This is a genomic window from Candidatus Woesearchaeota archaeon (genome assembly GCA_016214075.1).
Classification (GTDB): Archaea; Nanobdellota; Nanobdellia; order Woesearchaeales; family DSVV01; genus JACRPI01.
In genome coordinates, this window is the sequence record JACRPI010000006.1 from 1 (window position 1) to 15,792 (window position 15,792).

Annotated in this window: 14 protein-coding genes and 3 tRNA genes; 8 read left to right on the forward strand and 9 right to left on the reverse strand. The window is 40.5% G+C overall.

The genetic code is table 11. From position 1 onward, the window contains the following. Nucleotides 1-197 precede the first annotated feature (197 nt). Nucleotides 198-1,658 carry a hypothetical protein gene (locus HZC31_01505; GenBank protein MBI5002041.1) on the reverse strand — a complete coding sequence of 487 codons (1,461 nt, stop codon included), beginning with the start codon at nucleotides 1,656-1,658 and terminating at the stop codon, nucleotides 198-200. Between the two features lie 235 nt (nucleotides 1,659-1,893). On the opposite strand from HZC31_01505, the gene dusB reads away from it, so the two are divergent. Then, complete coding sequence (dusB, locus tag HZC31_01510) at nucleotides 1,894-2,886, forward strand: tRNA dihydrouridine synthase DusB (protein ID MBI5002042.1); 993 nt, start codon at nucleotides 1,894-1,896, stop codon at nucleotides 2,884-2,886. Here the strand turns inward: dusB and HZC31_01515 are convergent. The 5 genes from HZC31_01515 to HZC31_01535 form a co-directional block, all read right to left on the reverse strand. Then, a complete protein-coding gene (locus HZC31_01515; GenBank protein ID MBI5002043.1) occupies nucleotides 2,879-4,366 on the reverse strand; it encodes a hypothetical protein in 1,488 nt (495 codons plus the stop codon). The genes dusB and HZC31_01515 overlap by 8 nt on opposite strands. Nucleotides 4,367-4,423: 57 nt before the next feature. Next, a complete protein-coding gene (locus HZC31_01520; GenBank protein ID MBI5002044.1) occupies nucleotides 4,424-4,804 on the reverse strand; it encodes a 30S ribosomal protein S8e in 381 nt (126 codons plus the stop codon). Between the two features lie 78 nt (nucleotides 4,805-4,882). Beyond that, on the reverse strand, nucleotides 4,883-5,536 hold the full coding sequence (locus HZC31_01525) for a hypothetical protein (protein MBI5002045.1): 654 nt from the start codon (nucleotides 5,534-5,536) through the stop codon (nucleotides 4,883-4,885). A 199-nt stretch (nucleotides 5,537-5,735) separates the two neighbouring features. After that, nucleotides 5,736-5,854: transfer RNA gene (locus tag HZC31_01530), tRNA-Ile, on the reverse strand. 62 nt (nucleotides 5,855-5,916) lie between these two features. Next, entirely contained in the window at nucleotides 5,917-6,819 is a 903-nt protein-coding gene (locus tag HZC31_01535) for a phosphate uptake regulator PhoU (protein MBI5002046.1), read from the reverse strand. A 90-nt stretch (nucleotides 6,820-6,909) separates the two neighbouring features. On the opposite strand from HZC31_01535, the gene HZC31_01540 reads away from it, so the two are divergent. The 4 genes from HZC31_01540 to HZC31_01555 all read left to right on the forward strand — a co-directional run bounded on the left by HZC31_01540 (nucleotide 6,910) and on the right by HZC31_01555 (nucleotide 8,405). Then, a tRNA-Glu gene (locus HZC31_01540) sits at nucleotides 6,910-6,984 on the forward strand. Nucleotides 6,985-7,236: 252 nt separating this feature from the next. Next, entirely contained in the window at nucleotides 7,237-7,410 is a 174-nt protein-coding gene (locus HZC31_01545; protein MBI5002047.1) for a Trm112 family protein, read from the forward strand. Between the two features lie 299 nt (nucleotides 7,411-7,709). Next, nucleotides 7,710-7,793 (forward strand) — tRNA-Ser (locus HZC31_01550). 222 nt (nucleotides 7,794-8,015) lie between these two features. Beyond that, a complete protein-coding gene (locus tag HZC31_01555; GenBank protein ID MBI5002048.1) occupies nucleotides 8,016-8,405 on the forward strand; it encodes a hypothetical protein in 390 nt (129 codons plus the stop codon). 3 nt (nucleotides 8,406-8,408) lie between these two features. Here the strand turns inward: HZC31_01555 and HZC31_01560 are convergent, their stop codons facing one another. Beyond that, nucleotides 8,409-9,383, reverse strand: coding sequence for a class I SAM-dependent methyltransferase (locus HZC31_01560; protein ID MBI5002049.1), 975 nt, complete (start codon nucleotides 9,381-9,383; stop codon nucleotides 8,409-8,411). Between the two features lie 181 nt (nucleotides 9,384-9,564). Between HZC31_01560 and HZC31_01565 the strand changes: the two genes are divergently transcribed. Then, nucleotides 9,565-10,302, forward strand: coding sequence for a nucleotidyltransferase family protein (locus HZC31_01565; protein MBI5002050.1), 738 nt, complete (start codon nucleotides 9,565-9,567; stop codon nucleotides 10,300-10,302). Nucleotides 10,303-10,641: 339 nt separating this feature from the next. Further along, nucleotides 10,642-11,904, forward strand: a complete 1,263-nt coding sequence (locus HZC31_01570; protein ID MBI5002051.1) for an MBL fold metallo-hydrolase — start codon at nucleotides 10,642-10,644, stop codon at nucleotides 11,902-11,904. 9 nt (nucleotides 11,905-11,913) lie between these two features. On the opposite strand, the gene HZC31_01575 is transcribed toward HZC31_01570, so the two are convergent. Together HZC31_01575 and HZC31_01580 are read right to left on the reverse strand one after the other, a co-directional pair. Further along, entirely contained in the window at nucleotides 11,914-12,306 is a 393-nt protein-coding gene (locus tag HZC31_01575; GenBank protein MBI5002052.1) for a hypothetical protein, read from the reverse strand. After that, a complete protein-coding gene (locus HZC31_01580; protein ID MBI5002053.1) occupies nucleotides 12,303-12,581 on the reverse strand; it encodes a hypothetical protein in 279 nt (92 codons plus the stop codon). Before HZC31_01580 ends, HZC31_01575 begins: the two co-directional genes overlap by 4 nt. 274 nt (nucleotides 12,582-12,855) lie before the next feature. Between HZC31_01580 and HZC31_01585 the strand changes: the two genes are divergently transcribed. Continuing rightward, nucleotides 12,856-15,510, forward strand: a complete 2,655-nt coding sequence (locus tag HZC31_01585; protein MBI5002054.1) for a cation-translocating P-type ATPase — start codon at nucleotides 12,856-12,858, stop codon at nucleotides 15,508-15,510. Nucleotides 15,511-15,792 lie beyond the last annotated feature (282 nt).

Consider the following 15,792-nt stretch of genomic DNA (forward strand, 5'->3'; position numbering starts at 1 on the left):
GGGCAATATTAATAATTTCGCTAATGATATGAGATGATGGTGAAATTATTAATTCCGTGAATTGCGTTTTATATCACTTGTTGACGCAATTCACGTTACCACGCAGCTTGTTGCCGAATGCGAGGCATGAGCGCAACTAAGGAATGATAATTCCTGTTGCTGCGATTGGGATGCCAGCGAGTGGTGCGTCTGTGTTATCACTTTCTGCTCACTTCAATCAACTGTTCATCATACACTTGCGGCGCTAAATCAGCGTGATGAAACGTTTCAAATTTTCCAAAATATACAGAGCGCAAAAAATAAGTCTCTTCAATCGTAGTTTTTGTCGTATCGTCATAAAACCCAAATCCCGCTTCATAAAACACAAACACGCGCTTCCCAGAAGCGAGTGCAGTATCAAAAGTCTCGAGTGACGTTGGCATTCCAGAACATTCCCGTTTCGCGTAATACGCGATAAATAAGCAAAAATCTTTCTGCACAAAAACAACGCCATCAGAAGGAACAGCAGAAGCAATACCGATGCCAAATTCCTGCGTGTAAATGTGTTCTTTCCGCTCTTCAAAAAGAGAAACTCCGGGAACAAAGAGTTGCACGCAGAGAATCCCTGCTAAAAAATATGCGGCGAGTTGCGCCTTCCTGTTTTCAAGACAGCAAAGACCATAACAGATAATGACTGACGCGGGGAAGAAGACATAAATGCCAAGATGACGTATATCAAACGTTGCGTTTTTGGTGAACAAAATAAAAAACAACAACATCATGGAGAAAAAGAAAAGAATGATTTTCTCTTTGCGGAGAACAGCATACCAAAGCCCAAGGATGCAAAAGAGAAAAAAGAGAAGCGGATACCATGCAATAACCTCTTCAATAATCAAAGAAGTGTATGTAAACAAGGGGGCGTTGCTTGCAGTAGAAGCAATAGTAATCAGCAACCAAAGATACATGTAAAATGCTGCAACAGCTAAAACAAGAAAAGGTAAAGCAAGTACAACGAGAGTCTTCCATGTCCAATCTTCTTTTTTTGCGTAAAGAAAAAAGAAACAAAAAAAGAGAATGGGAAAAAAGAGTGTTGCTTCGCGCATCCAGAGTAACAAGCCAAGAAAGATGCTCGACAAACACAAAATGAGTGCCTTATATTTGGAGGAATCTTTCAATCCAAGAAGTAAAAAATACATCGCGGCGAACGCAAAGAAATATTCAGTTCCATGTTCTTTTGAAAGAACAGAATTAAACAAAGGTGCGCTGATGCCAAAAAGCAGTGCGCAAAGAAGCGCGGGAACATTCTTCTCATACAGTTCAAGAAGAAAAAGATACAATACAACAACAGAGAGACTTCCAAAAAAGAATTGCGCAAAAAAAGTTGCAGCTTCAGATCCAACACCAAAAAAATGAAGCAACCAAAAGAAAGCAACAGTCAAGTACATATTTCCCGTTCTCCAGGGAAACGCGCCTGCGTCTATTGCTGAAAAGTAAGGAGCATACAACGCATCATAATTATCGAGCACGACATATTCCGTGTACATCGCGTATTCAACCATGTCGTGCTGAAAAAACCCAGGTTCCATAAAATAGAAGAGAAGAGAAAACATAAAAAAGAAGAGAGAAAGAGAAGTGATGATTGTTGTTTTATTTTTCAGACAAAATTCTTTGACTTGCATTGGAGATCATAATAATCATGGATTAATAAAGATTTTTTAAAAAAGAACAACGCAAAGCATAGTAAAGCAAAAACACGCACCAGCAAAGAAAGAATGTCAGGGGGACCCATTGCGCCAAAAGAGGTGCAATGGGGTTATTATTGAAATAATCTCATTATTCTAACCAGAATCCTCTTCGAAGCAAGCGAAAGAAAACGAACAAACCTTTTAAAACAACCAACCAAAACAATACATCATGAAGCAATTCAAAATCGGCAACTATGCTCTCGACAGTCCAACCTGCCTTGCGCCAATGGCAGGGGTTTGTAACATCGCGTTTCGTGTCATGGCAAGAAGATACGGCGCGGGGCTTGTCTACAGTGAATTTGTCAATGCAACTGCAATCAGCAGAGAAAATGAATACGCGATCAAAATGATGCGAACAACAGAAGAAGAACGTCCAGTCTCTATTCAATTATTCGGTTCAGAAATCGCGGACATAAAAAAAGCGACAAAACTTCTCCAAGACAAAACAGATATTGTGGATTTCAATTTTGGCTGTCCTGCGCATCAAGTCACCTGCACAGGAGCAGGAGCGGCGCTGCTGAATGAACCAGAAAAAGTAAAACAAATTGTTGAAGCAATGGTGAGTGTCAGCGAAAAGCCAGTCACGGTCAAAATGCGTTTAGGGATGAATGAAAAAAATATCACTGTCCTAAAATTAGCAAAAGCAGTGGAAGCGGCAGGAGCAGCAGCAGTCGCGGTGCATGGACGAACATTGGAACAACAATACAGCGGAACAGCAAACTGGGATATGATTAAGCAAGTCAAAGAAACAGTGAATATCCCCGTGATTGGAAATGGCGATGTCAGTAATGAACTAAAAGCAAAAGAAATGATAGAACAAACAGGCGTTGACGCGGTGATGGTAGGAAGAGCAGCATGCGGCAATCCATTTATTTTCTCAAGAATAAATCATTATCTCAAAACAGGGAATGTGTTACCACAGAAAGGCACGATAGATTTATTCTTCGAATACGTTGACCTATGGGAAAAGTATGAAGGATTAAAATTCACCAATCTCAGAATTCAGGCATCATACTTCACTAAAGGAATTCCTAACGCGGCGCAATTAAGAATTGATTTGGTGAAAGCAAGGAATGTGGATGAAGTAAAAGATATTTTACAGAAATTCAAAAATGAAAAAAGTAAGGATACAGAAGAAACGCAGATTCCTGTTTCTATTTAACGAGCGCTAATAATTTTGCGCCCATTGCTTTTTCTTGTGCAGTGCCGTACATATATCGATGCACCACTTGTCCTCGAAAGCCATCAATTCCTCCTTCGTAATGTTGAGCTATTGCTGCTTTGTAATCAGGAGTGAGTGCGCCATTAATATATGCGTCAGGAACCTCGACACTTGTTGTTCTATTTCGTCGTGTCCAATCATCAACACTGACATGTCGTCGTGCGAGATAACGGATAGGATGCTCATCGTGCTTGACAACAGTTCCTCGAGGACTATCATTTGTTTTGTGGACAATAAGTGGAGGGAATGCATAATCTGCGTGGAAGAGAACGTGTGCGCTGCCATGAACGCCCACATAGTTAAACGCGACAGTTTCCCAATTTGTTCCTTTGAATTCAAGAGTATGTCCTTCCAGCGCGTATCCTTTTCCAGTCATGCCTTTATTTATTTCTGAATAGAGTCGTCGGAGTTCGCAAATCTTTTCAGGAGGGAGATTAGGAGCTGCTTGTGCGTGTGTCAAGACTTCAAATCGCAGCCGTTCTGCGCGAATTGCGGTTATCACAGAAGGATCCATGAGTAAGGGTAATTGCATGAGATTCTTTGAAACCTGAAACTGTGTTGCGCCATTGCTTCCATGATAAAGCCAATACATTAAGATATCAATTAAAAGAACATCTCTTGGTGGATTTGTACCGGGAGTATATTTAGGATCAGTTCGAACCCCTTCATGCTTATATGTTCCTGTCATGTCAAATGGCAAAAACGCTGTTCCTCTTCTTTCATTGTATTCACGGAATGCTTGCGGATTATGTTTCGCGAGATCCATTAGCGACGCAAGATCTTTGTCAATGACGAGAACATTTGTTCGTCCTTCTTTGGTGTGTGACCAGTGGAAATCTTCTGTTGTGGATTGTGCTCCTGTGATAAAATGACCTTCTCGACCAAAGAGGTCATCAATGCTCACGCTTCTGTATTTAAGGACATCGTTTCCTGCGCGTGCGCTTGAATCTGAGCGAACTTTGGCAGTCGTGACATGAGATCCTTGAAATGGAGCTATTGATAATGAATCTAAATCAAACAACTCTTTGTCTCCGTCTCCATTCCAGAGGTGCGCTGCTTTAAATCGTCGTGATTGTCGTGCGCGAATTTCACATTGCAGCGCGTGCTCAACATCGCGTTGAGGAGCATGAAGAAGATCAAGAGTGCCTCGCTTGTAGTGACCATCATCGTTTCGTTCACGAGTGTATGTTCGCTGTTCAAAAGGAACATCAAAGAGGCGCGGAAATAAATTTGTCTGCGTCCAATAACTCTGCCATGTGCGAAGCGCGGCTTGTCGTTGTTTTTTTGTTAACCTGCGAAAGTGACCAAAATAAAAAGTTGCGGGATCAAACATGAGAACAGTGTCTTTCTCTGGAACTCGATAAGATAACACATACCGTCGTGGTGTTCTTCCTGGATAATCAGTGTCATGCATTGGCATAAACAGGAAAAAATGCGTGTTCATTTAAAAAAGTTAGTATAAAAATAAGAAAATAAATTATTTCACTAAAACGCCATTCATACAGCCATCTTGTGCTGGTCGTGAAGTAATGCGCACACGGCCTTTGTCTGTTTCAACAACAGCGCCTTTCGTGAGTGCGTTTGTTCGAACATAATGTCTGTTTGCGGGGTTTTCAGCGACATATTTCATAATTGCTTTTACCGCGCGTTTTGTTGAAGGATCAAGAACATTCACAATAGTTGCTGCCATGACACGGACTTTTTTATCTCCGCCTTTTGTTCTGATGACTTTAAGCTTCTTCTCTCCAATAGGAGGAAGTGTTGGAACATTTCCCATTTCAAAGAGTTTTTTTCCTCGAGCTGAGATGTATCTGCTTCCTGTTGATTTTCGTTTTGGTCTAAATTGTACGATTGCCATATTGTTTGAAAAATAGGAGGTTGTTTATAAAGATTATTGTTTTTGAATAGAAAAGAGAAGAAAGAAGAGAAAAAAAATTTACAGGCATGCTCCGTCAGAGCAGCCATTTGGACAATTGTAAATCTCCTGCTGCTTTTCATAATTTTCATCGCAGTACCATTCTGCTAATGTGACTTCATTGGAATAGCAGGAATCACCCCAGCTTTGGGAAGTGCCTTCTTCATAATCAGTGGTGGTGATTGTTCCATAAGTGGAATAGTCAAGTCCATTATCGCTTTCTGCGCAATCTGTTGTTTTTACAGTTGCGCTGGTTTTTTTAGGAACATATGTTATTTTAGGAAAAGTCTTTTTTGTTTCACTTTTTGCGACCTTGACGCATACTCCTTCTTCACAAGTACAGTCTACTTTTGACGTTGCGACATAATTATTCTCACAAGTATATTCGACAAGTGTGGATTCATCATAACAGTAATCAACAACAGAAACAAGCGTTGCGTCTTTCTTTATGATGAAAGGATTCTTTTGAAGCCCTTTTGTCCTGCCGACAACAGTGGAATCAGCTCCGTTATCGGAATCGCTGCATGCGATGGCAAGACTTCCGCTGGTTGTTGTTGCGGCTTTTAGTGCTTGTCCCACAGAAGGGATTCCAGTAATATTCGCATAGGACAAAAGAAAAATAACTGCAATAGCTGCGACTGCAGTGACAATATAAAATTGATAATCTTTTTTCATGAAAGACACCTCTTTAGTAACATTCTAGGTTTTGTGATATAAATACTTTTGTATCTTTCGCTTAAAGCTGGCGAATCGACATACAAAACAAAAAACTCGCTCAGCAGGAGCTTTATCACAATTCAACTCTTTATTAAAAAATAAAGTCTATATCAATGAAGAGCGAAGACATAAAGGTAAGATGTAATAAAGAAAAAAATGGGCCCGATGGGCTTTGAACCCACGACCACTGGTGTACTTCGCCCTGTCTAAAACGTGGACATATAAGACCAGCGCTCTAGATCCCATCACTGAGATTCCAGGCTAAGCTACGGGCCCGATAAAGATATATTCTTGAATAAGAGTTTGTTTAAAAATCTTGTTGAAAATGATCTATTTTTTCAAATGTGCTGCAAAAACATAACGCCTTTCAGATTAAAGATGCTCTGCACTAATGCAGTAAAATGGGAAAGAACAAGTGCTTCTTCTTTTGTCGCGGTAGTAAGTTGTTGTCGAGATTCCTGAAGTAATTCATTTTTTCGTTGAAAAAATCGTTGCGCTTTTTCTGCGTCATAAGAATAATACAGTTCATAATACATTCTGAAAAACGTGTGGATTCCTGAGTAGAGTTTCTGAAGTTCAGTTTTTGGTAGAGAAGATACAGAAAAACTCGCTGCAATATATTTGTAATAGTCACCTATTTGTTCAAGCTCACGAAGAAGCGAGTAGAGCGCGAATCCGTTCTCAGGGTATTTGTATCTGTTTTTGTAGAGAATCCGCACGCAAAGATCGCTGTATTTGTTGTTTTCTTTCTCATCAATTTTAACTTCTTCAAGAAGAGCTGAATTTTTCTGAGCAAGCGCTTCGCTGATCTTGTCTCCCATAACAAGAGTAATTTGAAACAATTTTTTCAGAACAGTCTCAAATTCCTGTTGATCCACGCTGACCAGCATTTTCAAGAGGATGCTGTTTTTTGTTTTTTCAACGATTTCAAAACCAAGGAGTTGTTTTGCTCGCTTTTCCACGAGTATGGGAACAGAAGCGTCGTTGTAGCGAATAAGAATTTCATCATATCCTTTTTGGTACACATAGTTTACAAAATATTCGTTAAAGAGTTCTGATGCAGCGTCAATTTCCTTTTTTGCGGGTTCAGTTTTGGCGGAATCGAGAGTGAGGACGAGTCGACCGCGTTCTTCAGTCACTTCAAGTTCGTCACCTTTGGTGATAGAATTTTCCTTGACCCATTTGCTGGGGAGAGAGATCATTAAAGTAGCTGGACCTTGCTGTACAACCTTCCGCTTCATAAAAGGTTGTGAAGGGAAATTCTATATAAAACTTTGCGATTCACCAATAGTTTTTTAAATAAGTGCTTTCCCTCTTAGGAGATGTTTACTGCCCCGATGGTGTAGTCCGGCCAATCATCCAGCACTTTCGATGCTGGGACTCGGGTTCAAATCCCGATCGGGGCATTTTATATTCGAGTGCTGTTGAGCGTAAGCGAAACGCACAGGGGTTGCTAAGGGAAGCATTCCCTTAGGTGAGAAGCCCGATCGGGGCATTTTATTTGTTTGGATTTACAATAATGCGAGGAAAGAAAGTATGAAACGAAGTTCACGTCGATGGAAAAAGAAACGACAGATGCGTTGGAAATGGCAACGTAAGCGCATGAAGAAAGAAAAGCGCAAACGTGTCAAAGCAAGTGCATAAAAGCGTAAACGAAAATGGCAGCGGATCCTTTATCAAAGGAATTGTACGACATTCTTGCATGTCCGATGTGTAAGGGAGATATTTCCTACAATAAGGACAAAACAGCGTTGGTCTGTAAAAAGTGCAAGATTGATTATCCTATTAAGGAAGGAATTCCTATTATGTTGCCGCCGGATATGCGCGAATAATTTTTTACATGGGAACTCGGCGAAAGCCCCGCACTTTAGTGCGGGGATGAAGCCGTAAGTTCACATGTTTAATAATCCCAACGGAAAAGCCCATGCCTTCAGGCATGGGATAACCATTGGGATTATTTTTACTTTTTTCTATTTGTTTTAGTCACGATCATTACAATAATTTTATAAACATCTTCAAATGTTTAATAAAATCATTCATGCCAGCGTGGCACAATCTGGTACTGCGTCAGCCTTGAGAGCTGATTTCCGAAAGGATACAATGAAAATTCCCCTATGAGAAACACACTATTGCCGACGTGGCACAATCTGGTACTGCGTCAGCCTTGAGAGCTGATTTCCGAAAGGATATCTCGGTTCAAATCCGGGCGTCGGCGCTTTTTTATTTTCTACGGGGGAATTTTCATGTACATCGGAACTTCATTCCGATTGTATCTCGGTTCAAACAACCGAATCTTCAGATGAGCGTTGTGTTCAAGAACTCGTGTTCTTGACAGTCACAGCTTGCTGTGACCCAGAGAAACTTGTTCCTCGTTGTCCGGGCGCTGGCGTTTTTTTCTTTAGAAACATATAAATAGCACAAGAACTAAAACAGAATCATGTCTCTCATAATTATTATTTGTATTGCGGGATTTCTTCTTTCAGCGTATTCTTTTTACGTCGAAAAAAAGCTGGAAAAAAACAAGAAATACAAAGCAGTGTGCGACATTAGTGATCACATGTCCTGCACAGCTGCCGCAAAAAGTAAATACAGCGCAGTGGGAGGAGTTCCAAACTCAGTGAAGGGGATGTTCTTTTATCCGTTCATGGCAGTACTTGCGTTAGTCGCTTCACCGCAGGTAGTTTTCTATCTCGCATCCGCTTCACTAGTTATGACTGTTTATTTAATCTATGTCAGCTATTTCAAACTGAAGAATTATTGTTTGGTTTGCAGTAGCGTTTATCTCGTCAACATTCTGTTGTTCTACTTTTCGTATGTGCGAATGTAACATCTAAACTTTCTGCGCGACAAGAACATGCTGTTCACAAACAACGCGAACATAATTATGACCTAATCGCTCCAGAGCAAGATCGTCTTGTCCCCATGTAATTCCTTGAATTGTTGCTTTGTGATAATTCCCAGGAATCTCAAACGGAAAATGATCTCTGCAAAGAACGCCATTTCCCTCTCGATATGCATCTTCTCTAATAGTAAAACCTGTTCTATCAAGCGCTGTCTGAAAGCGAGTAAGAAATGCATCTGTAAAAGAAACTACTTCTGAAGGAGCCTCAAGTTCTGCCGCGATATGCGCAAGCTTCTGCAATACATGAAGGTGCTCAGGAGAAGCAATCAAGCGAATGTACGCTTCAGCTTCTGTTAAGTACGTAGTAAGATAATGTCCTTCCATAAATCTCCTGAACTGTTCCAATGCTCTAAGATAATCCTCGTGTTTTATAACACGCAGTCCTCTGTAAAGATTTCCTTTATCATCAAGTGCAGGAAATGGAGCATACCCCGCGCGTTGATATGCGACAACTGTTGCGCAAGGATCAGGGGTGAGGTCAAGAAAATGAATGATTCTTCCATTTGGTCTGAGCACTCTTTTTGTTTCAGTGAGTGCTGCTTCGAGATCCCCAAATGTATCAAAAGAAGCGTTGCCAAGAACAACGTCAAATGACGCGTCAGGAAAAGGAAGGCGATACACATTAGCAACAAGAATGTTTGATGTTGGATGTTGCCGTCTATGTTCAGTAACATTTGCTTCTCCTTGTTCTGTTTGTTGAATGCGATGTTCATATTCTGGAACAAGGCCAACAAGTTCACCAAAGCCACTTCCTATTTCAAGAAGCGTATCTCTCTGAGCAACATGTTCTAGGAGCACCTTGCGTACAAGATCTGAAGAAGCATCGCGAAAAAATCTACGTTGATCGTCCAGATTCTTCAATTTCCACGGTTGGTCCCATTTAGAGGTAAGGACGTCTGTCATAAGAGAGAGAAGAGAACAACGTTTTATAAACATTACTCATTTTACTACTTATAAGAAGTGTTTAAGTTTCAGAAAGTTGTTCATGTGTTCTGAGAAAACGCATGAGATGATTGTAGAAACATAGTAAGAGTAAGATTTTCTCAGTTAGCTTTAAAAATAAGTACTATTTCAATCTCAAGCAATGAAAGCAATCATTCTTGCGGCAGGATATGCGACAAGGCTCTATCCGTTGACAGAAAACAAAGCAAAACCGCTTCTTGAAGTACAAGGAAAACCAATTATTGAGTATATTGTGGAAAAAATCGAGCATTGTCCAGAGATTGATGAAATTTATATCGTCACCAATGAAAAATTTTACATGCATTTTTGTGAATGGCTGAAAACAAAAAAATTCAAGAGAAGAATTCACGTTATCAACGACAAAACAACAGAGAATGGCGCACGATTAGGCGCGATTGGAGATATTGACTACGTGATTGGTACGCAGCATGTGTTTGACGATTTCCTCGTGATTGCAGGAGACAACATGTTCTCTTTCCAAATAGCGGAACTCATTCAGTTCTACAAAAAGTATGAAACAACAGTCGTTGCGCTGTACGACACAAAGGACAAGAAAAAAATTGCGGGAAGACTTGGCTGCATTGAATTAGACAAGACAAACAGGGTAAAAGGTTTCGAGGAAAAACCAGAGAATCCAAAAACAACGCTTGCGGCGACAGCGTGTTATCTCTTTCCACAAGAAGATTTGCATTTCATCCGTGAAGCGTTGGAAGAGAAGCATTTTGACAGACCAGGAGATTTAATTAAGTTCATCGCGGAAAAAAAGCCAGTGTATGGTTTCCAGTTCTCTGGCTATTGGTTTGACGTCGGCACGCATGAAGAATACGCGTTAGTGAATAGTAAGAAGGTTAAATTGTAATTCTAAGAATTTTTCTATTTAGTGTTAAAGTTATGCAATTTATGTAAAGCAAAAAAATTAAAGACGCTCGACTAACGCTCGCGTCTCTGCACACAAGCTCTCGCATGAAGCGCTCGAGCTTGTGTGAGTTTTAGATATAACAAAAAATAACAACATGGCCAGACGGAGCGAACGAGGTTCCTATACGAAGTATAGGGTTCTCGTTCGCGGAGTAGGACATACGAACGAAGTGAGTATGGCCGTCTGTGCCATTGTTGTTGTTATTTTTTGCAGAGTTAATCTCTTGGATTTACGTCATATTCAGAAACCTATATATACTTCCAAACTAAAAAATACTTCATGCAATTCATCTTTCATGGCGCAGGCAGAGAAGTGGGAAGAAGTTGTATCGAAGTAGATGGTTCCTATCTTCTCGATGCGGGATTAAAAATCACAGAGCACGGCACAGAATTTCCTTCTTCTTTTGGTCCAGAGAAAATCAAAGCGGTTCTCCTGAGCCACGCGCATCTCGATCATACAGGCGCGCTTCCTGTCTTAAATCACGCAGGACTCAACTGTCCCGTATACACAACACGAGTCACAAAACTCACCACAGAAGTTTTGTTGGAAGATTCTTTTCACATTGAATTAATCACGCATTCGCATCCAGGATATAGTAAAGCGAACATCAAGAATGTATTGCAAAACTTCCGTGATGTGGACTACAACAAAATCTACACAATAAACAAAGACATGAGTGTCCAGTTTCTCGATGCAGGGCATATCCCTGGCAGCGCGTCAATCCTGCTCACCTACAAAAAGAAACGGATTCTTTATACAGGAGACATTAACTGGCAATCAACGCTTCTCCTCAACGCAGCGTCCTACAAACTGGATGATATAGACATTATGATTACAGAAACAACGTATGGAGATAGAAATCATCCTGACAGAAAACAAACAGAAGAAACATTTCTCAAAGTCATCAAAGAAGTGCTTGCGAAAGGTGGATCCGTCCTGCTCCCAAGCTTTGCGATAGGAAGAGCGCAGGAAATTATGCTGCTTCTTGGAAAAGAAACGCTGGATTGTTCTATGTATCTTGATGGCATGGCAAGAAAAGCAACAGATCTATACATGAGCAATCCTATGTTCATCAGAAGCGCGGAAGCGTTGCGTAAAGCAAAGCAGAAAGTGCATTATATCACCAGTGAGCTTGAAAGAAAAAAAGTACTCAATGAAAAAGCAATTATTATCACGACATCAGGCATGGTCACTGGCGGTCCAGTCATGGAATATCTGAAGATGATGTTTTTTGAGCCAAAAAACGCGATTCTCATGACTGGGTATCAGGGAGAAGGAACAAATGGACGATTATTGTTGCAAGAAAAGAGCGCGTATGTCGACGGCAAGAAGGTGCGATGGGAAGGCAGAATAGAGCATTTTGATTTCAGCGCGCATGCGGGACAGAATGAGTTAGTCGCAGCAGTCAAGCAGATCAAGCCAAAAGTTCTTATCTTGAATCATGGCGATGAAGTTTCAATAGAAGCGTTTGCTGATTTGGTGAAAGGGTATGTCAAGAAGATTTATACGCCGAAGAATGATGAAGTGTTGGATATTAATTAGTTCATAATCTCATCTTTTCCGAAACCCAAATATTTTGTCATATCTATCATGATCAACTATATCTAAAACAAAAGCAATAATCTCAATTTCATCACTTTCAAGCGTGTAAATCATTCTCCAGTAATCAGGCAAGTCAGCTATGAAAAGATTTCCAACACCATATCTCTGCGTATATTCTCTGGGGATTAAATCTTTCTTCGCATTTTCTCCATAAAATGGATTGACAACAATCATGTCAAAGATTCTGTTAATCGCATGAAGAAGAGTTATTTCTTTTGAGCTTATGATTCCTTTACTTTTTTGTTCGCCGACAATTCTGTTTAAATCATTAAACGCCGTTTCTGCGTCACCGACAAGCTTTAGTGTTATTCTCTTGTCGATTTTCCCTTTGTACCCTTTCATCGAACTATCAATCCTTTCATCTTTCTTAATTTACTCTGAGGTTTGAAGGTCCAGAGAACTTTGTTGTCATGAAGAGTGATTTTTCCACTATACTCAAGATAATCAATAATTGCCATGAGTGTTTGATGCATAATCTGCTTTGGGAGCATTCTTTTAAGTTCTCCTATACTGAGTACATTACCTGCGTTGAGGAGTGTTTCTTCTACCATTAACACTGTATTAAGGGTAGGGCTCCTTTGTTCACTATAATTCCTTTTCTTGAAGATTTGCCACATATCAACTGATATGATATCAACTGATATATAAAGTTTTACTCGAAAATAGCATGTCTCTCAAGTACACGCACCAGCAACGACCACATGAATCTCTATGTCTTTTTGTAGAAGTGCAAAAAGCAAAAAATAATCTTCCTAAATTTCAAAAAATACAATACAAATAAAGCATGGGGATTCAAGAGCAAAGGAGCGAATCAAGATAATTGAGCGAATAAAGTATAAGTGAAGCTTCTCTTTAGAAACCTATTTATATCTTCTTTCCATTAAAAACACAATGGGAGACCAAAAGGGCGAGTATTATAACAAATCCATAGAACAAACATACGCAAACTTTACAACAAAACAAGAAGGTCTCTCGAAAACAGAAGTAATTCTCCGTCTTAAACAATACGGCTACAATGAGCTCAAAGAAGCAAAAAAAATAAACTCCATCATAATCTTTCTTAGACAATTCAAAAGTCTGTTAGTATATATCCTTCTCGCAGCAGTGATCATCTCATTTTTCCTCAAAGAATACATTGACGCGTCAGTTATCCTTGGAATCCTCATCTTCAACGCAATTTTTGGCTTTATTCAGGAATACAGAGCAGAAAAATCAATCGCCGCGTTAAAAAAACTCGCAAGCCTGAAAGCAAAAGTCATAAGAGAAAACACCATCCACGAAATTGACGCGAGAGAACTTGTTCCAGGAGATATTATCTTGCTTGAAGAAGGAGATAAAATTCCTGCAGACGCAAGAGTCACAGAATCTATTCATCTCAAAACACAGGAAGCGGCATTAACAGGAGAATCAGAATCTATTGAAAAACAAATAAACAGTATCGAAAAAGCAATCGCGTTAGGAGATCAAAAAAATATGGTCTTCGCGGGAACAGTGATCACAAGTGGCAGAGGAAAAGCAGTCGTGACCGCAACAGGAATGCAGACAGAAATTGGTAAAATTGCAAAGCTCATTGAAGAAGCGGAAGAACTCGCTACTCCTTTACAAAAAAGTTTAGACAAGATTGGAAAAATATTGGGTATCGGCACAATCCTTGTTTGTCTTCTTATATTCGGGCTCGCGGTTTTCAAAGGAGAAGCGCTTCTCCCTGCGTTCCTCGCGGCAGTCGCGTTGGCGGTCGCGGCAGTGCCAGAGGGTCTTCCCGCAGTCATCACAATTACATTAGCAGTCGGTGTCCAGCGCATGATAAAAAAGAACGCGCTCATTAGAAAACTGCCAAGTGTCGAAACATTGGGATGCACTACCGTCATCTGCACAGATAAAACAGGAACACTCACCAAAAACGAAATGACGGTTAGACAGATCTACACGAACGGAAAAGCGATTGAAGTCACAGGCACAGGGTATAAAACAGAAGGAGATTTTTTTGTGCATGGGCAAAAAATTGATCCAAAGGAAGTATCTTTCATTTTGAAAATTGGCGCGCTCAACAACAACGCAGCGTTAGACAATGAAAAAGTGATTGGCGATCCAACAGAAGGCTGCTTGCTCGTCAGCGCCGCAAAAGGAAATATGCAAAGAGAAATATTGCAGAAACAAGAACCACGTATAGAAGAGATTGTCTTTGACTCCAAACGAAAGCGAATGAGTACGATCCACAGTGTTGGGAAAAAAACAGTGATGTACACAAAAGGGGCACCAGATCTCATATTGCATATATGCACAAAAATTCTGATGAATGGGAAAGTTCGTTCTATAACTCCAAAAGACAAGAAAGCAGTGCTTGAAGCAAACAAAAATTTCTCTTCCTGCGCGTTGCGTGTGCTCGCGTTTGCCTACAAAGAGCTTCCAAAAAAACGCGCAAATTATACAGAAGCAGATGAAAGCGATCTTATTTTTGTCGGGCTTCAGGGCATGATTGATCCGCCGAGACAAGAAGCAAAAGAAGCGATTCTCCGCTGTAAAAATGCGGGAATCCGAGTCATTATGATTACAGGAGATCATGAAGATACTGCGAAAGCAATTGGCGCGGAGCTTGGTCTCGGAACGCGGGTGATGAATGGAAAAGAACTCGAAAGCAGAACAAATCTCGACGACATCATAGAACACATTGACATTTATGCAAGAGTAAATCCAGAGCACAAACTCAAAATTGTTGAAGCGCTCCAAAAGAACGGCCATGTGGTCGCGATGACAGGCGATGGCGTCAATGACGCTCCTGCGTTAAAGAAAGCGGACATTGGCGTTGCGATGGGTATTACAGGAACAGATGTCAGCAAAGAAGCGAGCGCGATGGTCTTGACAGATGACAATTTCACCAGCATTGTCAATGCGGTGGAAGAAGGTCGAGGAATTTATGGCAATATCAAAAAATATTTTGGATTTTTATTGTCAGGAAATATTTCAGAAGTATTGATTGTCTTCATTATAACATTATTAGGCTTTCCCATTCCTTTGATCGCGACACAAATCCTTCTTATTAATTTAGTCACCGATGGGTTCCCTGCGCTTGCGCTCAGTGTTGATCCGTATGAGCATGAAGTCATGAAACAAAAACCAAGAAAGAGGCATGAAAAGCTCTACAAAGGGCTTGCGCCATACCTTGTTTATTATCCAATCACGATGACAATAGCTGCGCTGAGTGTTTTTTCCTATTTTTATCTGTATGAACAAAACCTTCTCAAGGCGCAAACAATGACGTTTGTCTTGATTTCCATCTTCGAGCTCTTTCAGGCATTTTCGTGCAGGTCAACGATTCATCCCGCGCATCACGTTGGTCTGTTCAAAAATCCCTATCTCCTTCTTGCGGTAAGTGCTTCAGTGCTTGTGCTTGCGTCGGTTGTGTACATTCCTTCCTTGCAGCCGTTGTTCGGCACAGTTGCGCTGAGTTGGATAGAGGTAGGAACAATTATCCTCATTTCATTCAGCGGGTATGTTGTTATAGAATTGACAAAGGCTGTTAGAGTGTGGCGAGGCGTGAGTTTTTGACTTTATTTTTCCTTTGTATAGCGTTCAATCATTTGAGAGAGAGCGTTGACAAAGAACTCGGTGAATTGTCTGTCAGCGTCACCAGCACCTGTGACGAAATGTCCTAACTCATGAATATACGTTGTTGAGAAATCTCCAAATGTTCTAAGAGCCTATCCCGAAAGGAATAAATAGTAGCTTTCTCATTGAATAGATATTAGGGAATGGGTCACGTGAGAATGAGAAGAGGTGACCCGATGGGATTAGTTGTTAGAGATGATGGTTGGAGAATTCCGGATGAAC

Bases quoted from the DNA above. Each gene is read 5' to 3' on its own strand.
- HZC31_01580 (MBI5002053.1), bottom strand. From the start codon at position 12,581: ATGTGGCAAATCTTCAAGAAAAGGAATTATAGTGAACAAAGGAGCCCT.
- HZC31_01560 (MBI5002049.1), bottom strand. From the start codon at position 9,383: ATGACAGACGTCCTTACCTCTAAATGGGACCAACCGTGGAAATTGAAG.
- HZC31_01505 (MBI5002041.1), bottom strand. From the start codon at position 1,658: ATGCAAGTCAAAGAATTTTGTCTGAAAAATAAAACAACAATCATCACT.
- HZC31_01525 (MBI5002045.1), bottom strand. From the start codon at position 5,536: ATGAAAAAAGATTATCAATTTTATATTGTCACTGCAGTCGCAGCTATT.
- dusB (MBI5002042.1), top strand. From the start codon at position 1,894: ATGAAGCAATTCAAAATCGGCAACTATGCTCTCGACAGTCCAACCTGC.
- HZC31_01555 (MBI5002048.1), top strand. From the start codon at position 8,016: ATGTCTCTCATAATTATTATTTGTATTGCGGGATTTCTTCTTTCAGCG.
- HZC31_01585 (MBI5002054.1), top strand. From the start codon at position 12,856: ATGGGAGACCAAAAGGGCGAGTATTATAACAAATCCATAGAACAAACA.
- HZC31_01575 (MBI5002052.1), bottom strand. From the start codon at position 12,306: ATGAAAGGGTACAAAGGGAAAATCGACAAGAGAATAACACTAAAGCTT.
- HZC31_01545 (MBI5002047.1), top strand. From the start codon at position 7,237: ATGGCAGCGGATCCTTTATCAAAGGAATTGTACGACATTCTTGCATGT.
- HZC31_01535 (MBI5002046.1), bottom strand. From the start codon at position 6,819: ATGAAGCGGAAGGTTGTACAGCAAGGTCCAGCTACTTTAATGATCTCT.
- HZC31_01570 (MBI5002051.1), top strand. From the start codon at position 10,642: ATGCAATTCATCTTTCATGGCGCAGGCAGAGAAGTGGGAAGAAGTTGT.
- HZC31_01565 (MBI5002050.1), top strand. From the start codon at position 9,565: ATGAAAGCAATCATTCTTGCGGCAGGATATGCGACAAGGCTCTATCCG.
- HZC31_01520 (MBI5002044.1), bottom strand. From the start codon at position 4,804: ATGGCAATCGTACAATTTAGACCAAAACGAAAATCAACAGGAAGCAGA.
- HZC31_01515 (MBI5002043.1), bottom strand. From the start codon at position 4,366: ATGCCAATGCATGACACTGATTATCCAGGAAGAACACCACGACGGTAT.